General features: G+C 72.0%; 23 protein-coding genes and 1 pseudogene. 12 read left to right on the forward strand and 12 right to left on the reverse strand.

Translation table 11 applies throughout. The annotated features are described in order from the left end of the window. Nucleotides 1-111: 111 nt before the first annotated feature. The 3 genes from ABD419_RS16635 (at nucleotide 112) to ABD419_RS16645 (ending at nucleotide 2,762) form a co-directional block, all read left to right on the forward strand. Nucleotides 112-1,164 carry a hypothetical protein gene (locus ABD419_RS16635; protein ID WP_344488354.1) on the forward strand — a complete coding sequence of 351 codons (1,053 nt, stop codon included), beginning with the start codon at nucleotides 112-114 and terminating at the stop codon, nucleotides 1,162-1,164. A gap of 4 nt (nucleotides 1,165-1,168) precedes the next feature. Then, the gene (locus tag ABD419_RS16640) at nucleotides 1,169-2,194 is read left to right on the forward strand and encodes a hypothetical protein (protein WP_344488355.1); all 1,026 of its coding nucleotides are present in this window, start codon (nucleotides 1,169-1,171) and stop codon (nucleotides 2,192-2,194) included. Between the two features lie 232 nt (nucleotides 2,195-2,426). Further along, entirely contained in the window at nucleotides 2,427-2,762 is a 336-nt protein-coding gene (locus tag ABD419_RS16645; protein WP_344488357.1) for an Rv3235 family protein, read from the forward strand. A 58-nt stretch (nucleotides 2,763-2,820) separates the two neighbouring features. Here the strand turns inward: ABD419_RS16645 and ABD419_RS16650 are convergent, their stop codons facing one another. The 4 genes from ABD419_RS16650 to ABD419_RS16665 form a co-directional block, all read right to left on the reverse strand. Further along, complete coding sequence (locus ABD419_RS16650) at nucleotides 2,821-4,077, reverse strand: phytase (RefSeq protein ID WP_344488360.1); 1,257 nt, start codon at nucleotides 4,075-4,077, stop codon at nucleotides 2,821-2,823. A gap of 108 nt (nucleotides 4,078-4,185) precedes the next feature. Then, a complete protein-coding gene (locus tag ABD419_RS16655; protein WP_425556093.1) occupies nucleotides 4,186-6,273 on the reverse strand; it encodes an iron ABC transporter permease in 2,088 nt (695 codons plus the stop codon). 5 nt (nucleotides 6,274-6,278) lie between these two features. Then, nucleotides 6,279-7,262, reverse strand: coding sequence for an ABC transporter substrate-binding protein (locus ABD419_RS16660; protein WP_344488364.1), 984 nt, complete (start codon nucleotides 7,260-7,262; stop codon nucleotides 6,279-6,281). Between the two features lie 10 nt (nucleotides 7,263-7,272). Next, nucleotides 7,273-8,097: an ABC transporter ATP-binding protein gene (locus ABD419_RS16665; RefSeq protein WP_344488366.1), complete on the reverse strand. Its 825-nt coding sequence runs from the start codon at nucleotides 8,095-8,097 to the stop codon at nucleotides 7,273-7,275. 273 nt (nucleotides 8,098-8,370) lie between these two features. Between ABD419_RS16665 and ABD419_RS16670 the strand changes: the two genes are divergently transcribed. Next, a complete protein-coding gene (locus tag ABD419_RS16670) occupies nucleotides 8,371-8,631 on the forward strand; it encodes a helix-turn-helix domain-containing protein (RefSeq protein ID WP_091053485.1) in 261 nt (86 codons plus the stop codon). A gap of 90 nt (nucleotides 8,632-8,721) precedes the next feature. On the opposite strand, the gene ABD419_RS16675 is transcribed toward ABD419_RS16670, so the two are convergent. Together ABD419_RS16675 and ABD419_RS16680 are read right to left on the reverse strand one after the other, a co-directional pair. After that, complete coding sequence (locus ABD419_RS16675) at nucleotides 8,722-8,997, reverse strand: Smr/MutS family protein (protein ID WP_344488369.1); 276 nt, start codon at nucleotides 8,995-8,997, stop codon at nucleotides 8,722-8,724. 9 nt (nucleotides 8,998-9,006) lie between these two features. Further along, nucleotides 9,007-9,939: a cation diffusion facilitator family transporter gene (locus ABD419_RS16680; RefSeq protein WP_344488371.1), complete on the reverse strand. Its 933-nt coding sequence runs from the start codon at nucleotides 9,937-9,939 to the stop codon at nucleotides 9,007-9,009. Nucleotides 9,940-10,327: 388 nt separating this feature from the next. Between ABD419_RS16680 and ABD419_RS16685 the strand changes: the two genes are divergently transcribed. Then, a complete protein-coding gene (locus ABD419_RS16685) occupies nucleotides 10,328-11,548 on the forward strand; it encodes an MFS transporter (RefSeq protein WP_344488373.1) in 1,221 nt (406 codons plus the stop codon). On the opposite strand, the gene ABD419_RS16690 is transcribed toward ABD419_RS16685, so the two are convergent. Both ABD419_RS16690 and ABD419_RS16695 read right to left on the reverse strand, forming a co-directional pair. Then, a complete protein-coding gene (locus ABD419_RS16690) occupies nucleotides 11,517-12,191 on the reverse strand; it encodes a Pr6Pr family membrane protein (protein WP_344488375.1) in 675 nt (224 codons plus the stop codon). The genes ABD419_RS16685 and ABD419_RS16690 overlap by 32 nt on opposite strands. 107 nt (nucleotides 12,192-12,298) lie before the next feature. After that, a complete protein-coding gene (locus tag ABD419_RS16695) occupies nucleotides 12,299-13,264 on the reverse strand; it encodes an AraC family transcriptional regulator (RefSeq protein WP_344488377.1) in 966 nt (321 codons plus the stop codon). Nucleotides 13,265-13,392: 128 nt separating this feature from the next. Here ABD419_RS16695 and ABD419_RS24985 point away from each other — a divergent pair. Beyond that, nucleotides 13,393-13,825, forward strand: a pseudogene (locus ABD419_RS24985) (DUF6069 family protein). Between the two features lie 49 nt (nucleotides 13,826-13,874). Here the strand turns inward: ABD419_RS24985 and ABD419_RS16705 are convergent. The 3 genes from ABD419_RS16705 to ABD419_RS16715 all read right to left on the reverse strand — a co-directional run bounded on the left by ABD419_RS16705 (nucleotide 13,875) and on the right by ABD419_RS16715 (nucleotide 16,391). Further along, entirely contained in the window at nucleotides 13,875-14,786 is a 912-nt protein-coding gene (locus ABD419_RS16705; RefSeq protein ID WP_344488381.1) for a glycoside hydrolase family 19 protein, read from the reverse strand. 98 nt (nucleotides 14,787-14,884) lie between these two features. Then, nucleotides 14,885-15,613, reverse strand: coding sequence for a YqjF family protein (locus ABD419_RS16710; RefSeq protein WP_344488383.1), 729 nt, complete (start codon nucleotides 15,611-15,613; stop codon nucleotides 14,885-14,887). A gap of 22 nt (nucleotides 15,614-15,635) precedes the next feature. Further along, on the reverse strand, nucleotides 15,636-16,391 hold the full coding sequence (locus tag ABD419_RS16715) for a VOC family protein (RefSeq protein ID WP_344488385.1): 756 nt from the start codon (nucleotides 16,389-16,391) through the stop codon (nucleotides 15,636-15,638). Between the two features lie 133 nt (nucleotides 16,392-16,524). Between ABD419_RS16715 and ABD419_RS16720 the strand changes: the two genes are divergently transcribed. After that, on the forward strand, nucleotides 16,525-17,136 hold the full coding sequence (locus ABD419_RS16720; RefSeq protein ID WP_344488387.1) for a hypothetical protein: 612 nt from the start codon (nucleotides 16,525-16,527) through the stop codon (nucleotides 17,134-17,136). Further along, nucleotides 17,133-18,245, forward strand: a complete 1,113-nt coding sequence (locus tag ABD419_RS16725; RefSeq protein ID WP_344488389.1) for a PrsW family intramembrane metalloprotease — start codon at nucleotides 17,133-17,135, stop codon at nucleotides 18,243-18,245. The genes ABD419_RS16720 and ABD419_RS16725 overlap by 4 nt, the downstream gene beginning before the upstream one ends. Here the strand turns inward: ABD419_RS16725 and ABD419_RS16730 are convergent. Beyond that, a complete protein-coding gene (locus tag ABD419_RS16730; RefSeq protein WP_344488391.1) occupies nucleotides 18,232-18,696 on the reverse strand; it encodes a hypothetical protein in 465 nt (154 codons plus the stop codon). The two genes, ABD419_RS16725 and ABD419_RS16730, sit on opposite strands and share 14 nt — an antisense overlap. A 262-nt stretch (nucleotides 18,697-18,958) precedes the next feature. Between ABD419_RS16730 and ABD419_RS16735 the strand changes: the two genes are divergently transcribed. From ABD419_RS16735 to ABD419_RS16750, 4 genes are all read left to right on the forward strand, one after another. Continuing rightward, nucleotides 18,959-19,666, forward strand: a complete 708-nt coding sequence (locus ABD419_RS16735; protein WP_344488393.1) for a YqeB family protein — start codon at nucleotides 18,959-18,961, stop codon at nucleotides 19,664-19,666. A 91-nt stretch (nucleotides 19,667-19,757) separates the two neighbouring features. Continuing rightward, nucleotides 19,758-20,372 carry a LysE family translocator gene (locus ABD419_RS16740; RefSeq protein WP_344488395.1) on the forward strand — a complete coding sequence of 205 codons (615 nt, stop codon included), beginning with the start codon at nucleotides 19,758-19,760 and terminating at the stop codon, nucleotides 20,370-20,372. A 213-nt stretch (nucleotides 20,373-20,585) separates the two neighbouring features. Further along, on the forward strand, nucleotides 20,586-21,398 hold the full coding sequence (locus ABD419_RS16745; protein WP_344488397.1) for a class I SAM-dependent methyltransferase: 813 nt from the start codon (nucleotides 20,586-20,588) through the stop codon (nucleotides 21,396-21,398). Nucleotides 21,399-21,472: 74 nt separating this feature from the next. Next, a complete protein-coding gene (locus ABD419_RS16750) occupies nucleotides 21,473-22,051 on the forward strand; it encodes an RBBP9/YdeN family alpha/beta hydrolase (RefSeq protein WP_344488399.1) in 579 nt (192 codons plus the stop codon). The last annotated feature ends 45 nt before the right edge of the window (nucleotides 22,052-22,096 follow it).

Below are 22,096 nucleotides of genomic sequence, written 5' to 3' on the forward strand. Positions count from 1 at the left end.
ATCATCTCGGAACACGACACCTGGATTAGTCTGGATGCCGTCATCGGATGCCCCGCGGATTGCGCATACTGCTATCTCGGGCCCCTGCGATACAAAGCGAGGAAGCCGATGGTGAGAGCCGACATCGCGAGCATCGGAGGACGCCTTCGAAGCTACCTCTACGGCCGGCGGTCGGAACTCATCGACCCTGAGTTCGATACCACCCCCATTTGTATGGGCAATTACACCGATCTGTTCATGACTCGGGAGAACCGCCGTGTGGTTCCGGCAATAATGGAGCAGATCACCAGTGTCCTCAACCCGCGCCTGCTCGTTTTCATTACCAAGTCCGGGCTCGACCGCGAGATCGTCGACACCATCGACGGTTTCGGGTGGCCCGTGCTGTGGTTCTTCAGCCAGTCCTTCGCCTTCATGAAGCGGGGGAAGCTGGAGACGGGACCCGTCGCCGACTTCGACACGACCATCGGGAACGCCGAGCTCGTGGCGGGCACCGAGCACCAGAGCGCCGCCCACTTCTGGAGGCCGTTCGTGAGAGAACTGGTGCCTCCCTTAGCCGAGCGGCCGCGCATCATCGAACGCCTCCAGCGATCGGGCATGCAGTGCTCGGTGGTCATAGGCATGGCACGGGGACCCGGCACCCCCGTGGACGACGTGCGGCTCCGCGAGGAGCTCCCGTCGACGTTCGCGTCCGACGCGGCCGGCGAGGTCCTCGACCACGACTCGTGGCAGCACATCAGGGCCACGGCGACCCGGCAGGGGTACCCGGTGTACCGGCACACGTCGTGCGCCATCGCCCTCGCCGAGGCCCGGCCCGAGCAGCTCGGGACCTGGAGCGGCGTGGTCGCGCTCGACCGGTGCCTCCCGTGCGAGTGCCCGATCGCGCAGCGGGGCAGATGCGATGCGATGCGCATCGACCTGATCGACAGGGACGGCATCCGCACCTTCGCGGACGAAGTGGCCAAGTTCCTCGAGATCGAGAGCGACGCGGTCGAATACCGGGTCGCGACGAAGCAGATACGCGTGAACACCTACATCTCAGAATTCGACTTCAACGTGATCCTCCATGCGGCCGCCGGACGGTACTCCATCCAGGCGCTGGCGATCGAGCCCAACAAGGCATGGCAGGGTCCCTTCGCGACGATCTATTCCAAGAAAGAAGGCTGAGGCGATGTCGTACTTCCAGCCGGTCACCGATGCCCGGCTCCCGTTCTCCGCCCGCCTGTCCGAGCGGATCCTGCGGCTGCGCCACATCACCGGATTCGTGTCCGTGTACGGCGAGCGGGCCGACCGGAGGACCGCCTTCTTCGCACGGTACTGGCACGTGCAGCGGGTGCTCGAGGTCGCCATGATGCTGGTCGAACGGAGCATGTCCGTCGACGCGCGCGCCGTCGAGCGGCTGGCGTGGACGCACGACCTGAACCGGTGGCCGTTCGCGCACAACAGCGAACGGGGCCGCTTCGACCAGGTGGCCAACATCGACGAGTACTTCGGCGACGACTCCGAACTGACCGGTGCCGAACTCCGGGATCTCAAGGGGATCAACGCGAAGGAGCCGCGCGGGATCAGCGACGAGGCCCGGATCGTCCTGCTCGCCGACGTGATCACGGGGATGGTCGAGGACCCGCTGTTCGCGGTCATCGGGCTCAACGTGCATCCAGAGCTCATCCCGCCGCGGGTCGACGACCTGCTCGGGTACTCGCTCGGCTCGGGCGACTTCTTCGGCAGGTGCCGGGAACTCGCGGAGGACTTCCACCACGCCCGGGTCGCCGTCGCCGAAGACTTCAGCAACGGCGTCCGCACGCTCTTCCGCGAGCTGGTCGAGCGGTTCCTCAAACTGCACTGCCAGAGCGGGACGCCGGCGACCGAGGAGATCCTCGGCATGGCCCGGGACCTCAGGTCCAGCTTCATGCGGAAGCGCGTCTTCCCGATCAACAACGGGCTGGTCTGCCACGCCGAGCTGCTGCTGAACCAGGTGATCCCCTGGTACCTGGACGTGCAAAAGGGGAGCTCCAGCCGCCTGCTCGCGATGACGGAGGAGGACTTCGTCGCCGAGGTCACCCGCGGTGGTGCGCCGTTCCGCGCGGAGCAGTTCGTCCCCGATCTCGACGTCATGGTGCGGCAGCGGCCGGAGCGGCCGTTCATCGAGCGGCGGACCGTCCGCGTATGCCGCGCCGCAGCCGACACGCGGGGCTGAAATCGCTGAATTTTGTAGGGTTCCGCAAGGCGGGTCGCTTACTGGCGGGCTGGTGTCGCTTACGAAGGAGTCCATGGTGGATGCAGGTCGTCGGGGGTCCACAAAAAACGTGCGGTGAAACTGTGGGGTTCACTGCTGGTGTTGTTGACTTCACTCAAGGTCACCTTTAGATTTCCTTCCAAGCGTTCCCCACCGAACGATTGGGACAATCATGAACTGCCGCAATGACATCGTGACCGCCCCGAACCCGCGTCAGGCCGTCAGCTACTCGTGCTTCTTCTTGAACGTGCTCACCGGCAGGAAGCCGGCCGCGGAGGCGCGGTTGTATGCGACGCCGGAGGGGTGGGCGGCGTTCGTGCGGGTGCGGCGGCGAGTGTCGGGGCACTTCAGGCAGGTGCGGGTGCGGCGGGCGACGTTTCCGACGGCGGGGACGGCTGAGGTGGTGGCGATGGTGGAGAACGGGGCGGCGCATCATGCGATGACGTTCACGCTGACCGCCACGCAGCACGGGTGGCGGCTCGCTCATTGCGAGCTGCTGGACCGGACGCAGGCACGTCATCGGTTGTAGTCGTGCATGAACGGAGGCCGCCGAGCGCTTGCTCGGCGGCCTCTTTCGTTGCGGGGGATCAGCGGCCGCAGTGCACGCGGAGGTGCAGGCCGCTGTTGCGGGCCACGTCCTGCCAGGCGACGAACTTGAAGTTGGTGCTGGACTCGTCGGCGCCCTCGGGGGTGTTGTCGCCGTCCTGGACGACGAGGAGGCCGCCCGGGTAGCCGGGGAGGGAGGCGTTGACGACGTCGGCGCCGTCGCTGTGCTGGGTGGAGTCGACCGCGCCGGATTCGATCGCGAAACTGCCGAGGTAGGCGTTGCGGCCCCTGAGGTTGTAGACCGCGAAGGAGTCGTCGCCCTGGCTGGAGGCGAGGAGGTAGCCCTGGCCGCGACCGGTCGAGTAGATCGTGAGGCCTTCGATGTCGGTGTGGAGGACGTCGCCGCCGTAGCCGGGGTTGTCACCGTAGTTGCACTCGTCGGTCTCGGGGTCGTAGGTGCCGGGGAGGCCGAATTCGACGGCGGTGTCGACGAGTTCGGGCTCGCCCTTGAGATCGGCGCCGATCTTCCAGATGCCGACGAGTTCCTGGCCGAGGTAGGCGGTGCCGGTCGATTCGTCGACGACCATGCCTTCGACCTGGGGGTCCTGGCCGGTGTCGTCGCAGGGCTTCCAGGAGTCGCCGTTGGGGAGGTCGAAGTCGGCGGGGAGCTGCAGGGTGCGGACCTTGTCCCAGGTGACGTGGTCGCCGTCGGCCTTCAGCTTCAGCAGGGCCACTTCGGATTCGGCGTTGCGGCTGACGAGGGCGTAGGCGCCGCTGCGGTTCTGGAAGGTGGCGAGACCGTAGGCGGTGTGCTCGTCGTTGATCTCCGCCTGGCTCTCGCTGAAGATCCAGCCGGCGTCGGGGTCGGTGACGTCGACCAAAGCGCCGTCCTCGATCTTGAAGATCCCCAGGTTGTCCATGCCGCGGTCGGAGGCGACGGCGAGGTCGACCTTTTCGCCGTGGAGCGTGAAGTCCGAGACGAGGTCGACGTTGTTGTAGCGGCCGGGGGCGTCGTCGTCGCCGGGGGCGGGGCGGGGGTCGACGTGCTGGAGTTCGCGGCCCTGGAGGTCGTAGACGTAGAGGCCCGCTTCTTTGGCGGTGGCGACGACCAGGCTGTCCGCGGGGTCCTCGGGGTCGATCCAGATCGCGGGGTCGTCGGCGTCGGCGTCGTCCTCGTCGAAGAGCGCGGGGGTCTCGAGGAGGGCGGTCACCGGCTCGTCCCCGGCGGCCTGGGCCGGGGCGGCGAGGAGGGCGGCGATCGAGGCGAGGGCGGTGAGGGTGAGCAGGCGGGACGGCACGGGGCCTCCAAGTCGATGGGGGAGACGGGGCAGGGGTTCAGCGGTCGGATCGATCCTCGACCCTGCCGGTGAACCCCTGGTGAATCCCGTTCGTCCTGCGCCCCAACCTCAGGCGGTCCTGGTGCGGGTCCTCCACAGCAGCCACACAAAGTACGGCGTCCCGATCAGCGAGCACACGAGCCCGGCCGGGATCTGGGCCGGCGCGATCACCGTGCGGCCCAGCGTGTCCGCGAGGCTGACGAGGAGCACGCCGAGGAACACCGACACCGGGAGGACCCGGGTGTGGCGGCTGCCGACGAGGCCCCGTGCGAGGTGCGGGGCGACCAGGCCGACGAAGCCGATCACGCCGACCACCGCGACCGCGGCGGCGGTGAGGACCGCGGCCGCGCCCAGCAGGAGGAGGCGGGTGCGTTCGAGGCGGACGCCCAGCGTGCGCGGGGTGTCGTCGTCGAGCGCGAGGAGGTCGATCTCCTTGCGGTGCGCGAGGATCAGCGGCAGCACCACCACGAGCGCGGCGGTGAGCGGGATGAGCCGGTCGGCGGTGCGGCCGTATGTGGTGCCCGACAGCCAGGTCATCGCCTTCGGCGTGTTCCACGGGTCCGAGGCCAGGATGATGAGGGTGATCGCGGCCATGCCGATCGACCAGACGCCGATGCCGATGAGGACCAGCCGGGACGTGTCGAGGCCGCCGCGCCAGGCGAGCGCGTACACCAGCGCGAACGCGCCCAGGCCGCCGACGGCCGCGACGCCCGTGACCGCCCACGCGCCCGACGACGGGGCCCAGGTGATCAGGGAGACCGCGCCGACGCCCGCGCCGGCGGTGACGCCGAGGAGGCCCGGTTCGGCGAGCGGGTTCCGCAGGATGCCCTGCGTCACGGCCCCCGCGCACGCCAGGGCGGCGCCGGCGAGGATCGCGGCGAGGACGCGCGGGTAGCGCTGCTCGATGATCCACGTGTAGCTCGCGCCGGTCTTGCCCGCGATCCAGTTGACGAGGTCGCCGCCGAGGAGCATCGTGTCGCCCGCGAGCATGCCCGCGAACAGCGCCCCGACCGACGCGGCCGCGAGGCCGCCGAGGATGAGCAGGAACGCCAGGCGGCCGCGGTTCGCCGCGCCGTGCAGGATCGCCGGCCGGTCCTCCGAGCCCGCGCTCGTGACCGAGCGCGCCAGCCACACCATGACGCCCGCGCCGAGGATCGTCGTGGTGACGCCGACGGGGATCTCGATGCTCTTGTCGGCGCCCAGGATCGCGCGGACGGCGAGGTCCGAGGCGACGATCACCAGCGCGCCGCACAGGGCGCTGAAGGGGATCAGGGCCCGGTGCGCGAGCAGCGCCGGGAAGCGCCGCGCGATCTGGCGGGCGATGACCGGGGCCGCGAGGCCCACGAAGCCGATCGGGCCCGCCACGGTGACCGCGCACGCAGCCAGCACCAGCGAGCAGATCACGACCGCCGTGCGGGTGCGCCGCACGTGCACGCCGAGGCTCGACGCGGTGTCGTCGCCCAGGCGCAGCAGGTCCAGGCGCGGCGCGACGAGCATCGCCGCGACGATCGCCAGGAGCACCAGTGGCGCGGCCTGCGCCATCGTGTCGAACCCGGCCAGGTTGAGACTGCCCGAGCCCCAGGCGAACAGGCCGGTCGTCTCCTCCTGGAACAGCAGGATCAGCAGCGACACCAGGGAGTTCGCGGCCATCGCCGTCGCCGAGCCGGCGAGGATCAGGCGGGTCGTCGCGGACTCGCCGCCGCCCGCCGACAGCGCGAGCACCAGGCCCGCCGTCAGGAGCGCCCCGGTGAACGCGACGCCGAGCCCCGACAGGAACGGCAGGGTGATCCCGAACGCGGCCACCGCGGTCACGGCCAGGTACGACCCGGCGTTCACCGCGAGCGTGTCGGGACTGGCGAGGGCGTTGCGCGCCACCGACTGGAGCAGCACGCCGGACGCGCCGAGCGCGATCCCGACGAGGACCGCGCCGGCGAGGCGCGGCAGCCGGGCGCCTTCGAGGACGTTCCACACGTGCTGGTCGGCGGTGCCGGCGACCAGCCGCAGCAGGTCGCCGGCGTCCACCTCGGACGTGCCTTGGGTGAGGTGGAGGGCCGCCAGCGCGAGCAGGGCCGCCACCGCGGCGGTGAACACCGCCGCGGTGGGGAGGAGGCGCGGGGCCCTCCGGGCCGCGGCCTCCGGTCGCGCCGGCGGACTCAGGGTGCTCAACTCGCGTAGACCTCGGCGAAGTAGTCGAGGATGGCCTCGGAGGACTTGGGGCCGCCGAAGGTCCAGGTGCCGGCGGGGAGCTCGTAGACCTCGCCGTTCTTGACGAAGGTCAGGTTCTCCCAGATCGCGTTGCCGGCGACGCCGTCGGTGAAGATGTTCGTGCCGTCGGCGTTGTTGTTGATGAACTTCATCTCGGTGTCGGTGTACTGGGCCATGCCCTCGACGTCGGTGCCGCCGAGGCCCCAGGCGCCGTCGGTCTCGCCGGTCCAGGCGTTGGTGAGGCCCACGGCGGTGCCGAGGGACCCGACGAGGGACCCGGCGCCGAAGGGGCGGATGGCGACGGCGTCGCCCTCGATCCAGCCGTCGGCGAACAGGTAGGGGACCGAGCCGGTGCCGGCGGCCTCGATGGCGGCCTTGGTGTCGGCGACCTTGGTCTCGAAACCGGCCCAGAGGGCGTCGGCCTCGTCGGTCTTGCCGAGGAGGGTGGCGATCATGTCGAGGTCGCTCTTCATGCGGCCGACGTTGTCGGTCTCGTTGGAGCCCTCGGTGACCAGGACGGGGACGAACTCCTCGATCGAGGCGATGAGCGCCTCGTCGTCGGTTTCCATGACGACGAGGTCGGCGCCGAGGCCGGCGATGGCGTCGATGGACGGCTCGGAGCGGGTGCCGACGTCGGCGACGGACTCGTCGAGCGGTTCGACGGCGCCGACCCAGGTGTTGTAGCCGGCGAGGTCGGCGACGCCGACGGGGGTGACGCCGAGGCTGCTCACGATTTCGATCTCGGCCCATTCGAGGGCGACGACCTTCTCGGCGGGGGCGTCGAGTTCCACGGTGCGGCCGAGGAAGTCGGTGACCGAGACGGGGTCGGACTCGGTGCCGCCGGAGGACTCGCCCTGCTCGGTGGTGCCGCACGCCGAGGCGGCGAGGACGGCGGCCAGTGCCGCGGGCACGGCGAACGTCTTGAGGTCGGGAATGCGCATCGGGATCCTTCTATTCGGTGGTGGTGCCCGCGAACCTGCGGGTGTGGCGGCCGATGGGCCGGGCCGTGAGCAGGCCGGTCGCGGGGTCGGCGTCGACGCGGATGTCGATGCCGTATGCGGCGGTGAGGTTCTCGGCGGTGAGGACCTCTGCCGGGGTGCCTGCGGCCTTGACGCGGCCTTCGTGGAGGAGGACGGCGCGGTCGGCGACCGCGGCGGCCTGGTCGAGGTCGTGGAGGACGACGCCGACGGCGGTGCCGTGCTCGTCGGCGAGGTCGCGGACGAGGTCGAGGATCTCGACCTGGTACCGCAGGTCGAGGTGGTTGGTGGGCTCGTCGAGGAGGAGGACGGTGGTGTCCTGGGCGAGGCAGGAGGCGAGCCAGACGCGCTGTCGCTCGCCGCCGGAGAGGGCCTCCATGCCGCGTTCGGCCATGTGCTCGACGCGGCAGATCTCCATGGCGCGCATGACCTTCGCGGGGCCTTCGGGGTCGCCGTGGCGCCAGCGGCCGCGGTGGGGGTGGCGGCCGTAGCCGACGACGTCGCAGACGCGGATGCCGCCGGGGACGGGGCGCGACTGGGAGAGGAGGGCGAGGCGCTTGGCGAAGTCCTTGGGGCTCAGGGCGGCCGCCTCGGTGCCGTCGGGGAAGGCGACGGCGCCCTCCTCGGGCTTGTGGAGGCGCGCGAGGGACCGCAGGAGGGTCGACTTCCCGGACCCGTTGGGGCCGAGGAGGGCCGTCACCTCGCCGCCGCGCAGGTCGATGTCGGCGTCGTGGACGACGGTGTCGCCGAAGTAGGCGAGTCGGAGGGCGCGGCCGCTCAAGCCTGCGTCATCTGGCATGTAGGTAAGGCTAACCTACGCCGATCTCGATTGCATCTCGCGAGGTCACAGAGTGGGAACACTCGGTGGAGGTTGCATTCCGCGCGAATCCGTGGCAATGAATCCCGTTCGCGCCCAAACGGTCGCTCATCCGGTGAGGACGCGCACACCACGCGTAAGAGTGAATACCGGCGGGTCGCTCTGGACTCGGACGTGCCGCGTGGGGTCGACTGGTCCTTGGCAGCGTCGTGCCGATGCACCCCGTGTCGGCGCGGGACGCCGGAAAGGACGAACATGACACCGAATGCGAAGGTGGGGCCTTCGAGTGTCGCCACCATCGACGACATCTGGACCGTCGAGCGCGTCAAGTCGCTCGGCGTGATGACGAACGTGGAGACGGCCGCGCAGATCCTGGGGATCGGGCGGACGGTCGCGTACCGGCTGGCGAAGGACGGCGACTTCCCCGTCCAGGTCCTTCGGATCGGCCACAGCTACCGGGTCCCGGTACTCCGACTGCTGGAGGTGCTCGGCGCCGACGGCGACCGGATCGACTGAGCCGCAGGAGGCCCGGTCACAACCGCATAGGCGAACGCGACGCGGCGGCGCAGCCCACGGGGAGGAAGGCTGCGCCGCCGTCTGCGTCCATCATCGCTTCTTGCGCTTGTCCTTGTGCTGGAAATGCACGAAAAGTCTGCCGAAGTTCTTGGAGTCCTTGTCGACCCGGTGGTACAGGGCCTTGATCTCCTTCTGGTCCAGGAACCGCAGGACCTTCTTCTTGAGCTGGCCCGAGCCCTTGCCGGGGATGATCTCGACGAGGTCGATCCGCTTGGCGACGGCTTCGTCGATGACGTCCCGCAGGGCCTTCTCGATCTGGTCGCCCTTGTTGAAGATGTCGTGGAGGTCCAGCACCAGTTTCGCCATGGCCCGAGCCTATGCGCCCTCGGCGGCCGGGGCGTCCGTGCGGCGGATGTCCGGCTCGATGTAGATGAGCTTCGCCTTGGGGACGGCGGCGCGGATGCGCGCCTCGGCGGCGTCGATCTCCGCGGCGACCTGCTCGCCGGTCTCGGTCCGGTCGATGGCGACCTTGGCGGCGACGAGCAGCTCGTCGGGGCCGACGTGCAGGGTCTTGAGGTGGATGAGGGAGCTGGTGCCGTCCTGCTTGATCGCGCCCTCGATGGCCGCGATGTCCTCGTGGGTGGCGGACTCGCCGATGAGCATGGAGCGGATCTCGATCGCCAGGACGATCGCGATGCCGACGAGGAGCACGCCGATCGCCATGGTGCCCAGGGCGTCGAAGACGACGTTGCCGGTGATCCAGGAGAGGCCCACGCCGAAGAGGGCGAGGATGAGGCCGACGAGCGCGCCGATGTCCTCCAGGAGGATCACGGGCAGCTCGGGGGAGCGGGAGCCCTTTATGAACTGGACCCAGGTCTGCTTGCCGCGCACCGCGTTCGACTCCTTCACCGCGGTCCGCAGCGAGAACGACTCGAGGACGATCGCGATGACCAGGACGACGACGGCGACCAGCGGCGTCTTGAGGTCCTCGTGGTGGGAGATCTTGTGGTAGCCCTCGTAGAGGGCGTACACGCCGCCGATGGAGAACAGGACGATCGAGACGATGAACGCGTAGATGTAGCGTTCGCGCCCGTACCCGAACGGGTGCGCCGGGCTCGCGGCCTTGCGCGAGGCCTTCCCGCCGATGAGGAGCAGGACCTGGTTCGAGGCGTCCGCGACCGAGTGCACGCCCTCCGCCAGCATCGACGCGGAGCCGGTGATCCCCGCCGCCACGAACTTGCTGATCGCGATGCCCGTGTTGGCCAAGAGGGCCGCGACGATCGCCTTGGTGCCGCCTTCTGCTGACATGCGCCCGTTCTTCCTTCCGGTAACCGCGCACGCAGCATGCGGCGCAGCACGAGTCTGTCATGGCTCCGCCACCCCGCGGCATGCGCAGGGCTCGCGTCCCATGCCGTCGTGAACGCTACAGGCGCATCGGTGGACGGTGGGGTCCCGCGGGCTCTACCCTTGGATCAGGCGACGCCCCGGAGGTGCAGTACGACCCCGGCCAGGGAGATCGCCCGTACACCGCCAAGGGGACCTCAGCTCCCCGGCAGACCGCCTTCCGAGGCGGCCGGCCCCTGTACGGGTCGAGCCCGTGTCACCTGCGCACGGACCGAGTGGTGGACCGGTTCCGGCAATGACGACCCGCAAGGGTCCTGCCGAGAACCGACTCTGCACCGCTTGGAGCGCCGCCGTGACCACCCTCGACCGCCCCGTCCCCTCCGTCGACGCCCGCGACGCGGCCGCGCCCGAGCGCGCCACGCCGAGGCAGTGGCTCGCCGTGGCCGCCGTCTCCCTCGGCGTCTTCGTCGTCATGACCTCCGAGGTCCTCCCTGTGGGCCTCCTCACCCCCATCAGCGGCGAGCTCGGCGTCTCCGAGGGCACCGCCGGCCTCATGGTCACCGTCCCCGGGCTCGTCGCGGCCGTCGCCGCGCCCCTGAGCATCGTCCTCACCCGCCGGCTCGACCGCCGCCTGGTCCTCATCGGCCTGGCGCTGCTCGTCGCGGGCGCGAACATCGGCGCGGCCACCGCCACGGGCTTCGGCCCGCTGCTGGCCGCCCGCGTCCTCGTCGGCATCGCGATCGGCGCGTTCTGGGCCGTCGCCGGCGGCATCGCGCTGCGCCTGGTCCCCGCCCGGGACGTGCCCCGCGCGACCGCCGCGGTCTACGGCGGCATCGGCGCGGCCACCGTCCTCGGCGTGCCGCTCGGCACGCTCATCGGCGACCACTTCGGCTGGCGCGCCGCCCTGGCGGCCCTCATGGTCCTCGCCCTGGTCGCCATGGCCGCGATCGCGCTGCTCGTGCCGAAGCTCCCGTCGAACACCTCGGTCTCGTTCGCGTCGCTCCCCAAGCTGGTGCGCCGCAACAAGGCCGTGCGCACCGGCCTGGCCCTGACGTGCTTCATCGTCACCGGCCACTTCATCGCCTACACGTTCATCAGCCCGATCCTCCAGGCGAACGGCGTCGCCGCCTCCCAGGTGAGCGGCCTCCTCCTGGCGTTCGGCGCGGCCGCGCTCGTCGCCACGGTCGCCTCGGGCTCCCTCATCGGCAGGCACCTGCGCGGCACGCTCGCCGCCCTCGGCGTCGCGATGGCGCTCGGCATGGCGCTCATGGCGTTCGCGGTCGGCGACCTGTTCTCCGCCACCGCGGTCCTGCTGCTGTGGGGCGCCGGCTACGGCCTGGTCTCCCCGGCCGTCCAGACCTGGTACATGAACGCCGCCGAGCCCGGCGAGGTCGAGATCGCGACCTCGCTGAACACCGTCATGTTCAACCTCTCGATCGCCGCCGGCTCGTTCGCCGGGGGCTTCGTCGTCGACGCGGCGGCGCCCGGCGCCGTCCTGTGGATCGGCGCCGCCCTGCTCGTCCCGGTCGTGGTGATCGCCCTCAGGTCCGCGCGGCGGCCCGCCCGCGCGTGAGGGCCCGGTCCGCCCACTGCGCCAGCGCCGCCAGCACGAACGCGGCTAGGAGCACCGTGGCCGTGTTCAGCGCGGCCCGCTGCCAGCCGAGTTCCGCGGCGTCGAGGAACGGGTACGGGTACCAGCCGGTCCGCGCCCCGCGCGCGAACGTGTACGCGATCCACGCGGCCGGCCACAGGAACGCCAGCCACGCGGTGCGCCCGTCGGCCTGCCCGCGCGGTCCGAACACCAGCCAGCCGAGCAGGAATGCGACCGGGCTGACGTAGTGGAACGCGGCGTTCACGGCCCACGCCACCCCCACCGGGTGCACCAGCGGGGCCAGCACCAGGGCGAAGACGATGCCGGTGATGACGATGCCCAGCAGCGCGTCGAGGTGCAGCACCCGCCACAGCCGCCCGTCGCGGTCCGGCCGCGCCGCCAGGAGCCCGGAGGCGAGCAGCACGAGCACGTTGCTCTGGATCGTGAAGTAGCTGAACAGCCGCACCAGCCGCTCCTGGGTGCCGACCGGGCCCGCGGCCTCGGCCGCGTTCACGTCGGTGCCGCCCTGCACGACCAGGACCGTCTGGATCACCAAGGCCGCCAGGACGATCGCGAAGAGCCCGCCGTGCCAGGCCCGGCTCGCCCGCCGCCGCTTCGCTCTCATGGCCCCTCCCACCCGTCAGCGGGAGCGTAACCGAGCGCGGGCGCCGGGGCCGGGATTCGCCGCGGGAGCACCGCATCGGAGGAGCCCGGCCTCCGAGGAGCGCGGTTCTAGAGCAGCACCGGTTCGCGCCGGAACACCTCGTCGGCGGGGTCGCACGCCGGGACCTGCTTGCGGAACTGGCCCGGCGGGGTCCCGAAGTCGCGCTTGAACGCGGCCGCGAACGCGAACTCCGAGGCGTACCCGACCCGGCGGGCGACCGCCGACAGCGGCGCGTCGGTGTCCGCGAGGAGCCGCGCGGCCAGCGTGAGCCGCCACGACGTCAGGTACCCGAGCGGCGGCTGGCCGACCAGCTCGGTGAACCGCCGCGAGAACGCCGAGCGCGACAGGCCCGCCCGCTCGCCCAGCGACGCCACCGTCCACTGCCGCGCGGGGTCGGCGTGGATCGCCTCCAGCGCGGCCGCGACCGCGTCGTCGCCGAGCGCCACGGCCCAGCCGCCGGAGCGGCAGTCGCCGGTGTGCGGCCCCAGGAGCGCCCGCAGCAGGTACATGAGGACCGCGTCCACCAGGGCCGGGACGAGGACGTCGCCGCCGCGCAGCTCCGAGGCGAGCTCGTTGTCCAGCATGGCGATCGCGTTCGCGAGCTCGGGCCGCGCGGCCGGGTCGGCAGGGACGTGGACGAAGTCCGGGAGCGTCGCGATGAGCGGGTGGGTCCGGTTCGGCGCCATCTCGTACGCCATGCAGAGCATGACGTGCGAGGCGCCGGGGTCGTCGGAGCGGATCACCGCCCCCGACGGCTGCCGGCCCGGCTCGCACGCCGGCCCCGGCGGGGTCGCGGCCGAGTCGGCGACCAGGTGCGGGGCGCCGTGGGGGACCACGAGCAGGTCGCCGGGGCCGAGCGTGAACGTCCGGCCGTCCTCGGCGACCGCGACCGCGGTGCCGCGCACCATGATCTGGAGGCCGCAGCCGTTCGACCGGCCGCCGTGCCGCACCGACCAGGGGGCCGACCGCGCGAAGCGGGCCGCGAAGGGCCGGCCGGTCCGCAGCACCGTCATCACATCGCTGAGCACGTCCATCTCCGAAGCCTAACCGGGGCGGGACGATCGGACATGAAGCGAGGACGCTCGCGGATTGGCGATGTCGGCCCGTCCCTCTACCGTCGACGGTGTCCACCGGAATCCACACCAATGCAACGGAGACCCCCATGTCCGACACCGACACCGCCGCGCCCGCGACGACCGCCCCCGTCTGGCGCGCCCGCCTCATCGCCCTCGTCGCCGCCGCCGTCGCGGCCGGCCTCACCGCCGTGATCGCCGCCGCGCTCGGCGTCGAGATGCAGGCCGCCAACCCCGGGCAGGACCCCATCGAGGTCGGCTTCGTCGCGGGCGCCTTCATGACGCTCATCGCGGGCGGCCTCGGCTGGATCGCCCGCGCGCTCCTCGACCGCTTCGCCCCCCCGCAAGGCCGTGCTGCTGTGGCTCATCGGCGCCGGCGTCGTGTTCGCGGTCGAGATGGTCCCGCCGTTCTACACCGAGGCCACCACCGGCACGCGGATCGTCCTGATCCTCATGCACGTGGTCGTCGCGGCCGTCCTCGTCCCGGTGTTCGGCCGCCGCCGGCCCGACCTCGCGGCCTGAGACGGGTGCGGGCCGGCCGGGGATCCCCGGCCGGCCCGCGTTCTCATCCTCAGCAGTAGAGATTGGCGCCCGTGCCGACCCCGAGGATCGACGTGAAGGACGTGTAGTTGTTGACGCGGCTCTGGACCTGGGCGGGGTTGCCGCCGTTGCACTCGATCGAGCCGTTGATGGACCGGATGGACTCGCCGAAGCCCGCACCGGAGGTCATCGCGGTGTGGCCGGTCATGGAGCCCGGACCGCTCTGGGTGTTCCAGTACCAGAGGGCGGTCTGCCAGGCGACCGTGGCGTTCTGCTCGACCAGCCACGGGTTCGTCAGCAGCGGCAGGCCGAGGGCGGCGCCCGCGGCGTTGTAGTTGAAGTTCCAGCTCAGCTGGATCGGCCCGCGGCCGTAGTACGCGGCCTGGCCGGCCGGGCAGCCGTAGGACTGGCTCCAGTCGCAGTAGTGGGGGTAGTTCGCGGTGTTCTGCTCGACGATGTGCCAGAGCCCGCCGGTCTCGTGCGAGACGTTCGCGAGGAACGCCGCGACCTCCTGCTTCTGGACGGTGGCGCTGCCGGTGTTGCTGAACGCCGGGTAGGACGCGGTCGCGTTCACGAAGCCCTGGTAGGTGTAGAAGGAGTTCCGGTTCGGGAACATCTGGTTGAACTGGGCCTCGGTGACGTCGAGGCCGTTCGGCGTGCCCGGGCCGGGGCCGGTGCCCCCGCCGCACGGCACGGGGTTGCGCCAGACGCCCCACTGGCCGGTGGTGCCGGGCGTCTCGCCCTGCGTCCACCACTGGGCGGTCCAGTTCTGGCCGCCGTGGGAGGCGACGTTGCCCTGGGTGTAGACGGCGCCCGCGCTCCAGGCCGCGGCGCAGGCGGTCTGGGCGCTGGCGGAGGACGCCGAGATCCCGGTCGCGAGCGTCACGGCGAAGACGAACGAGCCGAGCAGTGCGAGCAGCTTCCGGCGGGGTCGACGGAGCATTCGATCACCTCATATCATTAAGAAGCCTTCCTTATAGATAAATGTAACTTTTTCATCGGAACGGCACAAGAGCCTGAAAACGATGTCTTCCTGAACGCCTACCGCTCGGGCGGCCCGAACCGCACCGGCACGCCCGGCGAGTACAGCACGCTCACCGGCGCACCGGACGTCTCCAGCCCCGCCGCGGCCACCAGGTCCTCCTCGCACTCCAGGAGCTCGGCCCGGTGCAGCGGCCACCGCGGATGCGCGTTCGGGATGAACCGCAGCCCGCCCGCCGCCGCCGTGTGCAGCCCCCACCGCGCGGTCAGGAAGTGCTCCAGCGCGCTCGGCTCCGCCAGCGGCGCCCCCGCGCGGACCGCGATGCGGCAGCGGGCGCCCCGCGGCCCCGGCCAGCGCCGCGAGCTCCGGTACGCGACCGTGCCGCCCTCCGCGCGGATCCGCATCCGCGACCACACGTACGGCAGCCGGAACCCGATCCGCGCCGCCAGCACCGGCACCAGCCGCGACGCGTCCAGGGACCGGAACACCACGCCCCGCCGGCCCTCCCCGTCCACCGAGTACAGCCGCACGTTCGTCTCCGGGAACGACCCCAGGTACGGCAGCCCCGGCAGCCCCAGCCACCCGATCCGGTGCATCCGGAACGGCACCAGGCCCACATAGGCCGCGCCGTCGAACAGGTCCGGCACCGTCCCCTCCGGCAGCAGCCGCGCCACCGCCGCCGGATCGACCTCCCAGTGGAGGAACGCCAGCTCCAGCCACGACTGGGTCATCAGCGGCCGGCCGATCCGCCGCGGCGGATCGGGCGTGACGGGCTGCGGAAGCGTCATGCGCCCAGCATCGCAGGCCCCGCTAGGCCGGGACGGCCCCCGTGTCCGGGTCGCGGGCGGTGATGCAGTACTCCAGGCCCGCCGGGTCGCGCATGACCTGCCACCAGTGGTGCCGCCGGACCGCGGTGGCGCCCAACGCGACATGGCGCTCGGTCTCGGCGTCCACGTCCGAGCACGCCAGGTCCACGTGCGCGGCGGTCGACTGCCCGCGCTCGGCGACGTCCAAGCGCTGCAGCAGGAACCGCAGCGGCACGTCCGGAGGCGAGAGCAGCCGCCGGAACTCCGCCGAGCGCGTGCCCGACTGCGGCCAGCCGGTGAGGCGCTGCCAGAACACCAGCTCGTGGTCGAACGCCTGCGGCGGCACGTCGACGCACAGCTGGTCGGTGCGGCTGCGCTGGCCGCCGGGCCAGGACTCGGGGGCGGGGACCTTGGCCTCGCCGTGGTGGTCGACCAGGCAGAACGCGAAGCCGCCGGGGGAGCGGAGGACGGTCAGGCCCGGTTCGGCGAAGACCACGGCCGCGCCGAGCACCTGCGCCCGTTCGGCCTCCGCCTCGACGTCGTCGACGTGCAGGTCGAGGTGGTTGCCGCCCTTGCCGTCCCGCACCCGCTGCACCCGCAGCCAGGGGTCGCCTCCGGGGGGCACCAGGGTCGCGAAGTCGCCCTCCGGGCCGCGGCGCGGTGACAGGGTCGAGCCGGTCGCCTTGAGCCAGAAGGCGATGCCCGTCTCGAAACCGTCGGCGGGGAAGTCCCAGAACGCGGTGGTCCATCGAATCGCCATGCTCCGAGACTAGTACGGATGGCGACGCGGCCTCGCGTTCTCGCCCCTTCGGGCACCCTCCGGTGCTATGGGCGGGGCGGCTGGACCGGGCGTTTTCCCAGTTCCAGGCCCGGGAAGCGGTTAGGTTGAGCGAGTGGACGATTTCAAGAGGGCGGGCAACGCCGTCCACGGCGCGCGGCGCGTGTGGGTGCCGCTGGCCGTGGTCGGCGCGCTGCTCGCGTTGACGGCGGTCGAGGGCCTCCTCGGCCGGGCCCTGCCCGAGGCCGAGGCGCTCGCGCCGGGCACGGTGGTCGAGTTCGGGGCCGACCGGCAGGTCTCGGCGCAGGTCGGCGAGGGCTGGACCCTCGACGAGGCGGCCAGCGACCTGAACACGGGCGTCACGCTGCACAAGGGCGACGTGACGGTGCGGCTCGACCTCGTCTCGTTCGACGCCGGGAAGCCCGACGGCGTCCGGGAGATGTGGGACGGCATGGCGCAGGTGCTGAAGATCGAGCAGTACGCGGGCGAGGACGTGTGGCTCGGCGACCCGATCGCCTTCGACACGAAGTGGATCTCCGGCGCCCTCTACGGGAACCTCCAGGTGGGGACCGACATCGGGACCGCGTTCGTGATGCCCGCCGAGGACGGCGGGCAGGCGGTCGAGGCGAAGATCCTGGGGCCGTTCGACGCCGACCAGGGCGACTGGGCCGAGGCCACGGCGATCATCGACTCGGTGGACTTCGAGGACGAGGAGGCGGACGCATGAGCGCCGTCCACGCCGCGGCCCTGCCGCGCCGCGCGGTCGACTTCCGGTCGGTCGCGTTCTGGTGCATGATCGCCGTGTCCGCCTTCGGGGTGTGGACCCTGAAGCGGAACATGGTGCCGGCGATGCTGGCGTTCCCGGCGAGCGCCGCCCTGAACGTCGCCGTGATGCTGGCGTGCCTGGCCGTCGGCGTGTGGCTGGCGCGGCGCGTCATGCGGCCCGTGCAGGCCCCGCCGTGGTCGGGCACCTGGCTGGCGCTCATGTGGGGCGGCCTGGCCGCGTGCGGGCTCGCGGTCGTCATGAACACCCGCCTGCTCTCGGTGTGGTCGCAGGTCCTCGGCCTGGAGGCGTCCGCGTCCTGGGCGGCCGCCCTGACCGCGCCGCTGAACGAGGAGGCCGTGAAGGTCGCGGGCGTCGTGCTCCTCGCCGCGGTCTCGACCCGCCTGGTGCGCAGCGCCGCTGACGGACTCGTCTACGGCGCCCTCGTCGGCTTCGGGTTCCAGATCGTGGAGAACTTCACCTACGGACTCAACGGGATCGTCCTGGGCGGCGGCGTCGAGCCGTTCGCGGTGTCGTTCCAGACCCTGTGGATCCGGATCGTGCTCACCGGGATCGGCTCGCACTGGGCGATGAGCGCCGTCGCCGGCGCCGGCATCGGCTACCTCGTCAGCGCCTCCGGCCGGTCGGCCGCGCGGCGGGTCTGGGTCGCGGTCGGCTGCATGCTCCTCGCGATGGGCATGCACTTCCTGTTCGACAGCCCGATCCTGGGCGGGATCGCCGGGACGCTCGCCAAACCGCTCATCAACTTCGCCGTCGTCATGGCCGTCTACGTCGTGGTCCGGCGCCGCTTCCGCGCCCGCTGGGCGGAGGTCTCGGCCGAGGAGACCGCGGTCGGGGCCCTCACCGAGGACGAGGCGCGGAGCCTGTCGCGGCGCGGTTCGCGCCGCCGCCACCTGCGCGCGTTCAAAGGCCCGGACCGCACGGCACAAGCGCACGTGCAGGCGCTCCAGCTGGCGCTCCTGGAGGAGCGGATCCCGCGGCGGCTGCCCGCCGGCGCGGCGCGGCCCTGGCGGGAGGCGGTCGCGGCGGCGCGGCCGGTCAGCGGAACGTGAACGACGCGGCGTCGAGCTGCACCGACCTCGGGCACAGGAACGAGCCCTGCACCTTCGTCCCGGTGTAGGGCCCGCCCGCGTAGACGCGCGTGTCGCCCTCGCGGTGGAAGACGACCTTCGACGCCTCGTAGCCGCAGGTGAGCCCGAGCCTGCTGCCGACGATCCGCACGACGTCCGCCGTAGCGGTGCCCGCGGCGTCGTCGAAGGACACCGTCGCGTCCCGGCCCAGGCGGAAGCCGATGCTCCCGGAGCAGTCGAACACGACGTCGTCGGAGTCGATGCGCACCTGCGCGGGCGGCGCGGCCCCGACCGGGACGCCCTCGGCCGCGCAGGCGCCCTTCCGCTCGGCGAGCACGAGGTCGGCGGCGTGGCCGGTCCCCTGGGCCGCGGCGGCGGACGGCAGGAGGAGCGCGGCGGCGGCCGCGGCGATGAGCGGGAGGCGGAGTCGCAAGGGGATCGGTCCTCTCTCGTGCGGCGCGCGGCGCGCGCCCGGAACGAACGGATCGTAACCACCGGATGTCCGGTTCATCCTTGTTTCAAGGGAATCAGGGCCTCGCTCGGCGATACCGAAGGAGGACCCGCCGCGACTTCGGTATCGCGCGCCGCTTCCATTCCCCTCCTTTGGAACTAGTCCTTCAGGATTGCGTTTTCGCAGGTGGGAAGGCATGTTATATGCTGAGTTCATTCTCGTTCAACGGAAAGGCGGCGGCCCGATGCCCACCGAGCACCTTCACGGCGACCGCACCGTCGTCGCCGACCCCGCCTGGGTCGGACCGGCCGTCCTGGCGGCCCTCCCGCTCGTCGGCGCCGGCCTCGGCTGGGGCCTCGTCCTCATCGCCGAGTGGATCACCGGCCTCGCCTGGTTCCCGTTCCAAGGCCTCTTCGAGCTGGTCGCCGACCTGCCCCGGACCGTGCAGATCGTCGGCGGCACCGCGCTCGGCCTCGTCGCCGGACTCGTGCTCGCCCTGTGGGTGGTCTCCGAGATGCTCGCGGTGACCGTCGGCCGCGACGCGGTCGGCCTCAAGCGCGGCGACCTCGACGAGACCGTCCCCCGCGCCGACATCGCCGCGGTCTTCGTCGAGGACAAGCGCCTCGTCGTCCTCGGCCACCGCCGCCAGGAGCTCGCCCAGGTCCCCTTCGACCTCGACCGCGAGGCGCTCGCCGCCGCCCTCCGCCGCCACGGCTACGGCCCCATGCCCGACGGCGACCCGTACCGCGGCGAGCTCAAGCGCTGGGTCCCCGGCGCCGACGGGCTCCCGCCCGGGGCCGACGCCCTGCTCAAGGCCCGCGAACGCGCCCTGGAGAAGTCGAACGAGGGCGACCTGCGGGAGCTGCGCGAGGAACTCGCCGCCATCGACGTCGTCGTGCGCGACCGCGGCAAGAAGCAGTACTGGCGCCTCGCCGACCCCGCCCGGCCGTAGCCGGACCCGGTACCCCGACCCGGTCGATCGCCCGATGCGGCCCCGCCCGCGCGGTGGCACCATCGGAGGCGTCCACCGAAAGGGGCCACCCGTGACCGCGCTGCTCGTCTTCGGCCTGGCGATCCTCCTCGCCGCCGTCGTCCCCGGCCCCGACTTCGCGATGGTCGTGCGCAACACCGTCGTGTCCGGCCGCGGCAGCGGCATGTGGACGGCGGCCGGCATCGGCCTCGGCATCGCCGTCTGGGTCGTCGCGACCTCGATCGGGCTCGCCGCGCTCCTCGCGGCCTCCGCGCTCGCGTTCACCGCCGTCAAGCTCGCCGGCGCCGTCTACCTCGTGTATCTCGGCGTCCGCGCGATCGTCGCCGCGGTCAGGGAGCGCCGCCGCCCCGCCGCCGCGATCGAGCTCGGCCGCGGCATGAGCCGCTGGGCCGCGTTCCGCTCCGGGCTCCTGTGCAACCTCCTCAACCCCAAGGCGGTCGTGCTGTTCACCGCCCTCATGCCGCAGTTCCTCGACACCGGCGACGCGCTCCGCATCGTCGAGCTCGCGGCCGTCGGCATGGCCGTCTGCGCCGGGTTCTACCTCGCGCTCGCCAACCTGATCGGGCTCATGCGGACCTTCCTGGAACGCCCGCGGGTGCGCGCCTGGCTCAACGGCGCGACCGGCGCCGTCATGGTCGCCCTCGGTGTCCGCGTCGCCGCGAACTGACACCTGATCCGCTGCGGCCCATGGCGGGACCGACTCCCGGGGGAGCCCCGCGCCGGGGCCGCGAGGCGATGGGGTGAGATAGCACTGCGGCGGCCAGCCCACCGGACCCGCGCGCTTGCGGGAGTGCGCGGAACCGGCAGACCGGCCGCCGTTCCCGTGCGCGCGCACCGGAATCCGGTGGCGTGAACGCGGCCGCCTCGGCAGAATCGGCCCATGAGCGAATACGAACTCGAATCCGAGATCGCGGCCTACTACGAGCGCGGCGGCGAACGCGACCGCCTCGTCCACAACGCGCGCGGCCGCCTGGAGTTCGCCCGCATGCAGGACCTGCTGCGGCGGCTCCTCCCCGGCGACGGACTCGACGTCCTCGACGTCGGCGGCGCGACCGGCGTCCACGCCTCCTGGCTCGCCGCCGACGGCCACAAGGTGACCCTCGTCGACCCCGTCCCCGGCCAGGTCGCCGTCGCCGCGCTGCTCCCCGGCGTCGACGCGAAGGTCGGCGACGCCCGTGCCCTCCCCTGCGGGGACGGCGAGTTCGACGCGGTGCTGCTCATGGGCCCGCTCTACCACCTGACCGACCGCGCGCAGCGCGTCCAGGCGGTCGCGGAGGCGCGCCGGTGCGCCCGCCCCGGCGGGACCGTCGCCGCCGTGACGATCAACCGCACCGCGGGCTGGTGCGACCACCTGCTGTTCCGGGCCGGCGGCCGCGACAAGGGCATCGGCGCGGAGGCGAGCCTGCGGGTCATGCGCGAAGGGGTGCTCCGCTACACCGACCAGGACATATTCACCACCGCCTACCTGTCCCACCCCGGCGAGGTCGCGTCCGAGTTCGCGGACGCGGGGCTCCCCGAGCCGGCGCAGTACGCCGTCCAGGGCTTCCCCGGATACATTCCCGAGCTGGAGGCGCTCATCGACGACGAGGACGCCCGCGCCCACCTCATGGAGGGGCTGCGGGTCATCGAGCGCGAGCCGTCGCTGATCGGCGCCAGCAACCACCTGCTCACGGTCGCGACCGTCCCCGCCTGACGCCGCGCGGGGCGCCCGCCACCGGCTGGGACGGCGCGCCCCGCCCGCTCGAAGAGGCGATACCCTCGAATCCCATGTGGAACCGAAGTTTTCTCATCCTCCACGGCGTGGAGAACCGCCGCCAGGGCGGCCACTGGCAGAACGAACTCGCCCTCGACCTGCGCGGACGCGGCGAGCAGGTGTTCTACCCCCAGCTCCCGGACACCGACCGGCCCTCGCTGGAGGCCTGGGTCGAGGCCGTCCTCGCCGAACTCGAGCTGATGCGCGGCGAGAAGGTCGTCGTCTGCCACAGCCTCGCCTGCACCACCTGGCTGCACGTCTCGGCCGCCGTGCCCGCCGCCGCCGACCGCCTCCTGCTGGTGAGCCCGCCCGGGCCCGGCGTGTTCGACTGGGACGTGATCGCCGGGTTCGACCCCGCCGCCCTCGACCTCGGCCGCCTGAAGCTCGCCGCCGCGACCCCGCGCCTCGCCTGCTCCGACAACGACCCCTACTGCCCCGAGGGCGCCGAAGCGGTCTTCGGCGGCCCGCTCGGCTGCGACGTCGACCTCCTCCCCGGCGCCGGCCACATCACCTACGACGACGGCTACGGGAACTGGCCCTCCGCCCTCGCCTGGTGCCTCGACCCCGCGGAGCGGTTGGCGCACAACCGCTGACGCCCCGCCCCGGGGGCTTCCCAACCCGGTGCGGCGGTGCCAGAC

Source organism: Glycomyces endophyticus (genome assembly GCF_039531525.1).
Taxonomy (GTDB): domain Bacteria; phylum Actinomycetota; class Actinomycetes; order Mycobacteriales; family Micromonosporaceae; genus Glycomyces; species Glycomyces endophyticus.

Excerpts from the sequence above, each read along its gene's own strand:
- ABD419_RS16640 (WP_344488355.1), top strand. The coding sequence starts at position 1,169 with ATGTCGTACTTCCAGCCGGTCACCGATGCCCGGCTCCCGTTCTCCGCC.
- ABD419_RS16660 (WP_344488364.1), bottom strand. The coding sequence starts at position 7,262 with ATGCGCATTCCCGACCTCAAGACGTTCGCCGTGCCCGCGGCACTGGCC.
- ABD419_RS16665 (WP_344488366.1), bottom strand. The coding sequence starts at position 8,097 with ATGCCAGATGACGCAGGCTTGAGCGGCCGCGCCCTCCGACTCGCCTAC.
- ABD419_RS16670 (WP_091053485.1), top strand. The coding sequence starts at position 8,371 with ATGACACCGAATGCGAAGGTGGGGCCTTCGAGTGTCGCCACCATCGAC.
- ABD419_RS16675 (WP_344488369.1), bottom strand. The coding sequence starts at position 8,997 with ATGGCGAAACTGGTGCTGGACCTCCACGACATCTTCAACAAGGGCGAC.
- ABD419_RS16680 (WP_344488371.1), bottom strand. The coding sequence starts at position 9,939 with ATGTCAGCAGAAGGCGGCACCAAGGCGATCGTCGCGGCCCTCTTGGCC.
- ABD419_RS16690 (WP_344488375.1), bottom strand. The coding sequence starts at position 12,191 with ATGAGAGCGAAGCGGCGGCGGGCGAGCCGGGCCTGGCACGGCGGGCTC.
- ABD419_RS16695 (WP_344488377.1), bottom strand. The coding sequence starts at position 13,264 with ATGGACGTGCTCAGCGATGTGATGACGGTGCTGCGGACCGGCCGGCCC.
- ABD419_RS16705 (WP_344488381.1), bottom strand. The coding sequence starts at position 14,786 with ATGCTCCGTCGACCCCGCCGGAAGCTGCTCGCACTGCTCGGCTCGTTC.
- ABD419_RS16710 (WP_344488383.1), bottom strand. The coding sequence starts at position 15,613 with ATGACGCTTCCGCAGCCCGTCACGCCCGATCCGCCGCGGCGGATCGGC.
- ABD419_RS16715 (WP_344488385.1), bottom strand. The coding sequence starts at position 16,391 with ATGGCGATTCGATGGACCACCGCGTTCTGGGACTTCCCCGCCGACGGT.
- ABD419_RS16725 (WP_344488389.1), top strand. The coding sequence starts at position 17,133 with ATGAGCGCCGTCCACGCCGCGGCCCTGCCGCGCCGCGCGGTCGACTTC.
- ABD419_RS16735 (WP_344488393.1), top strand. The coding sequence starts at position 18,959 with ATGCCCACCGAGCACCTTCACGGCGACCGCACCGTCGTCGCCGACCCC.
- ABD419_RS16745 (WP_344488397.1), top strand. The coding sequence starts at position 20,586 with ATGAGCGAATACGAACTCGAATCCGAGATCGCGGCCTACTACGAGCGC.
- ABD419_RS16750 (WP_344488399.1), top strand. The coding sequence starts at position 21,473 with ATGTGGAACCGAAGTTTTCTCATCCTCCACGGCGTGGAGAACCGCCGC.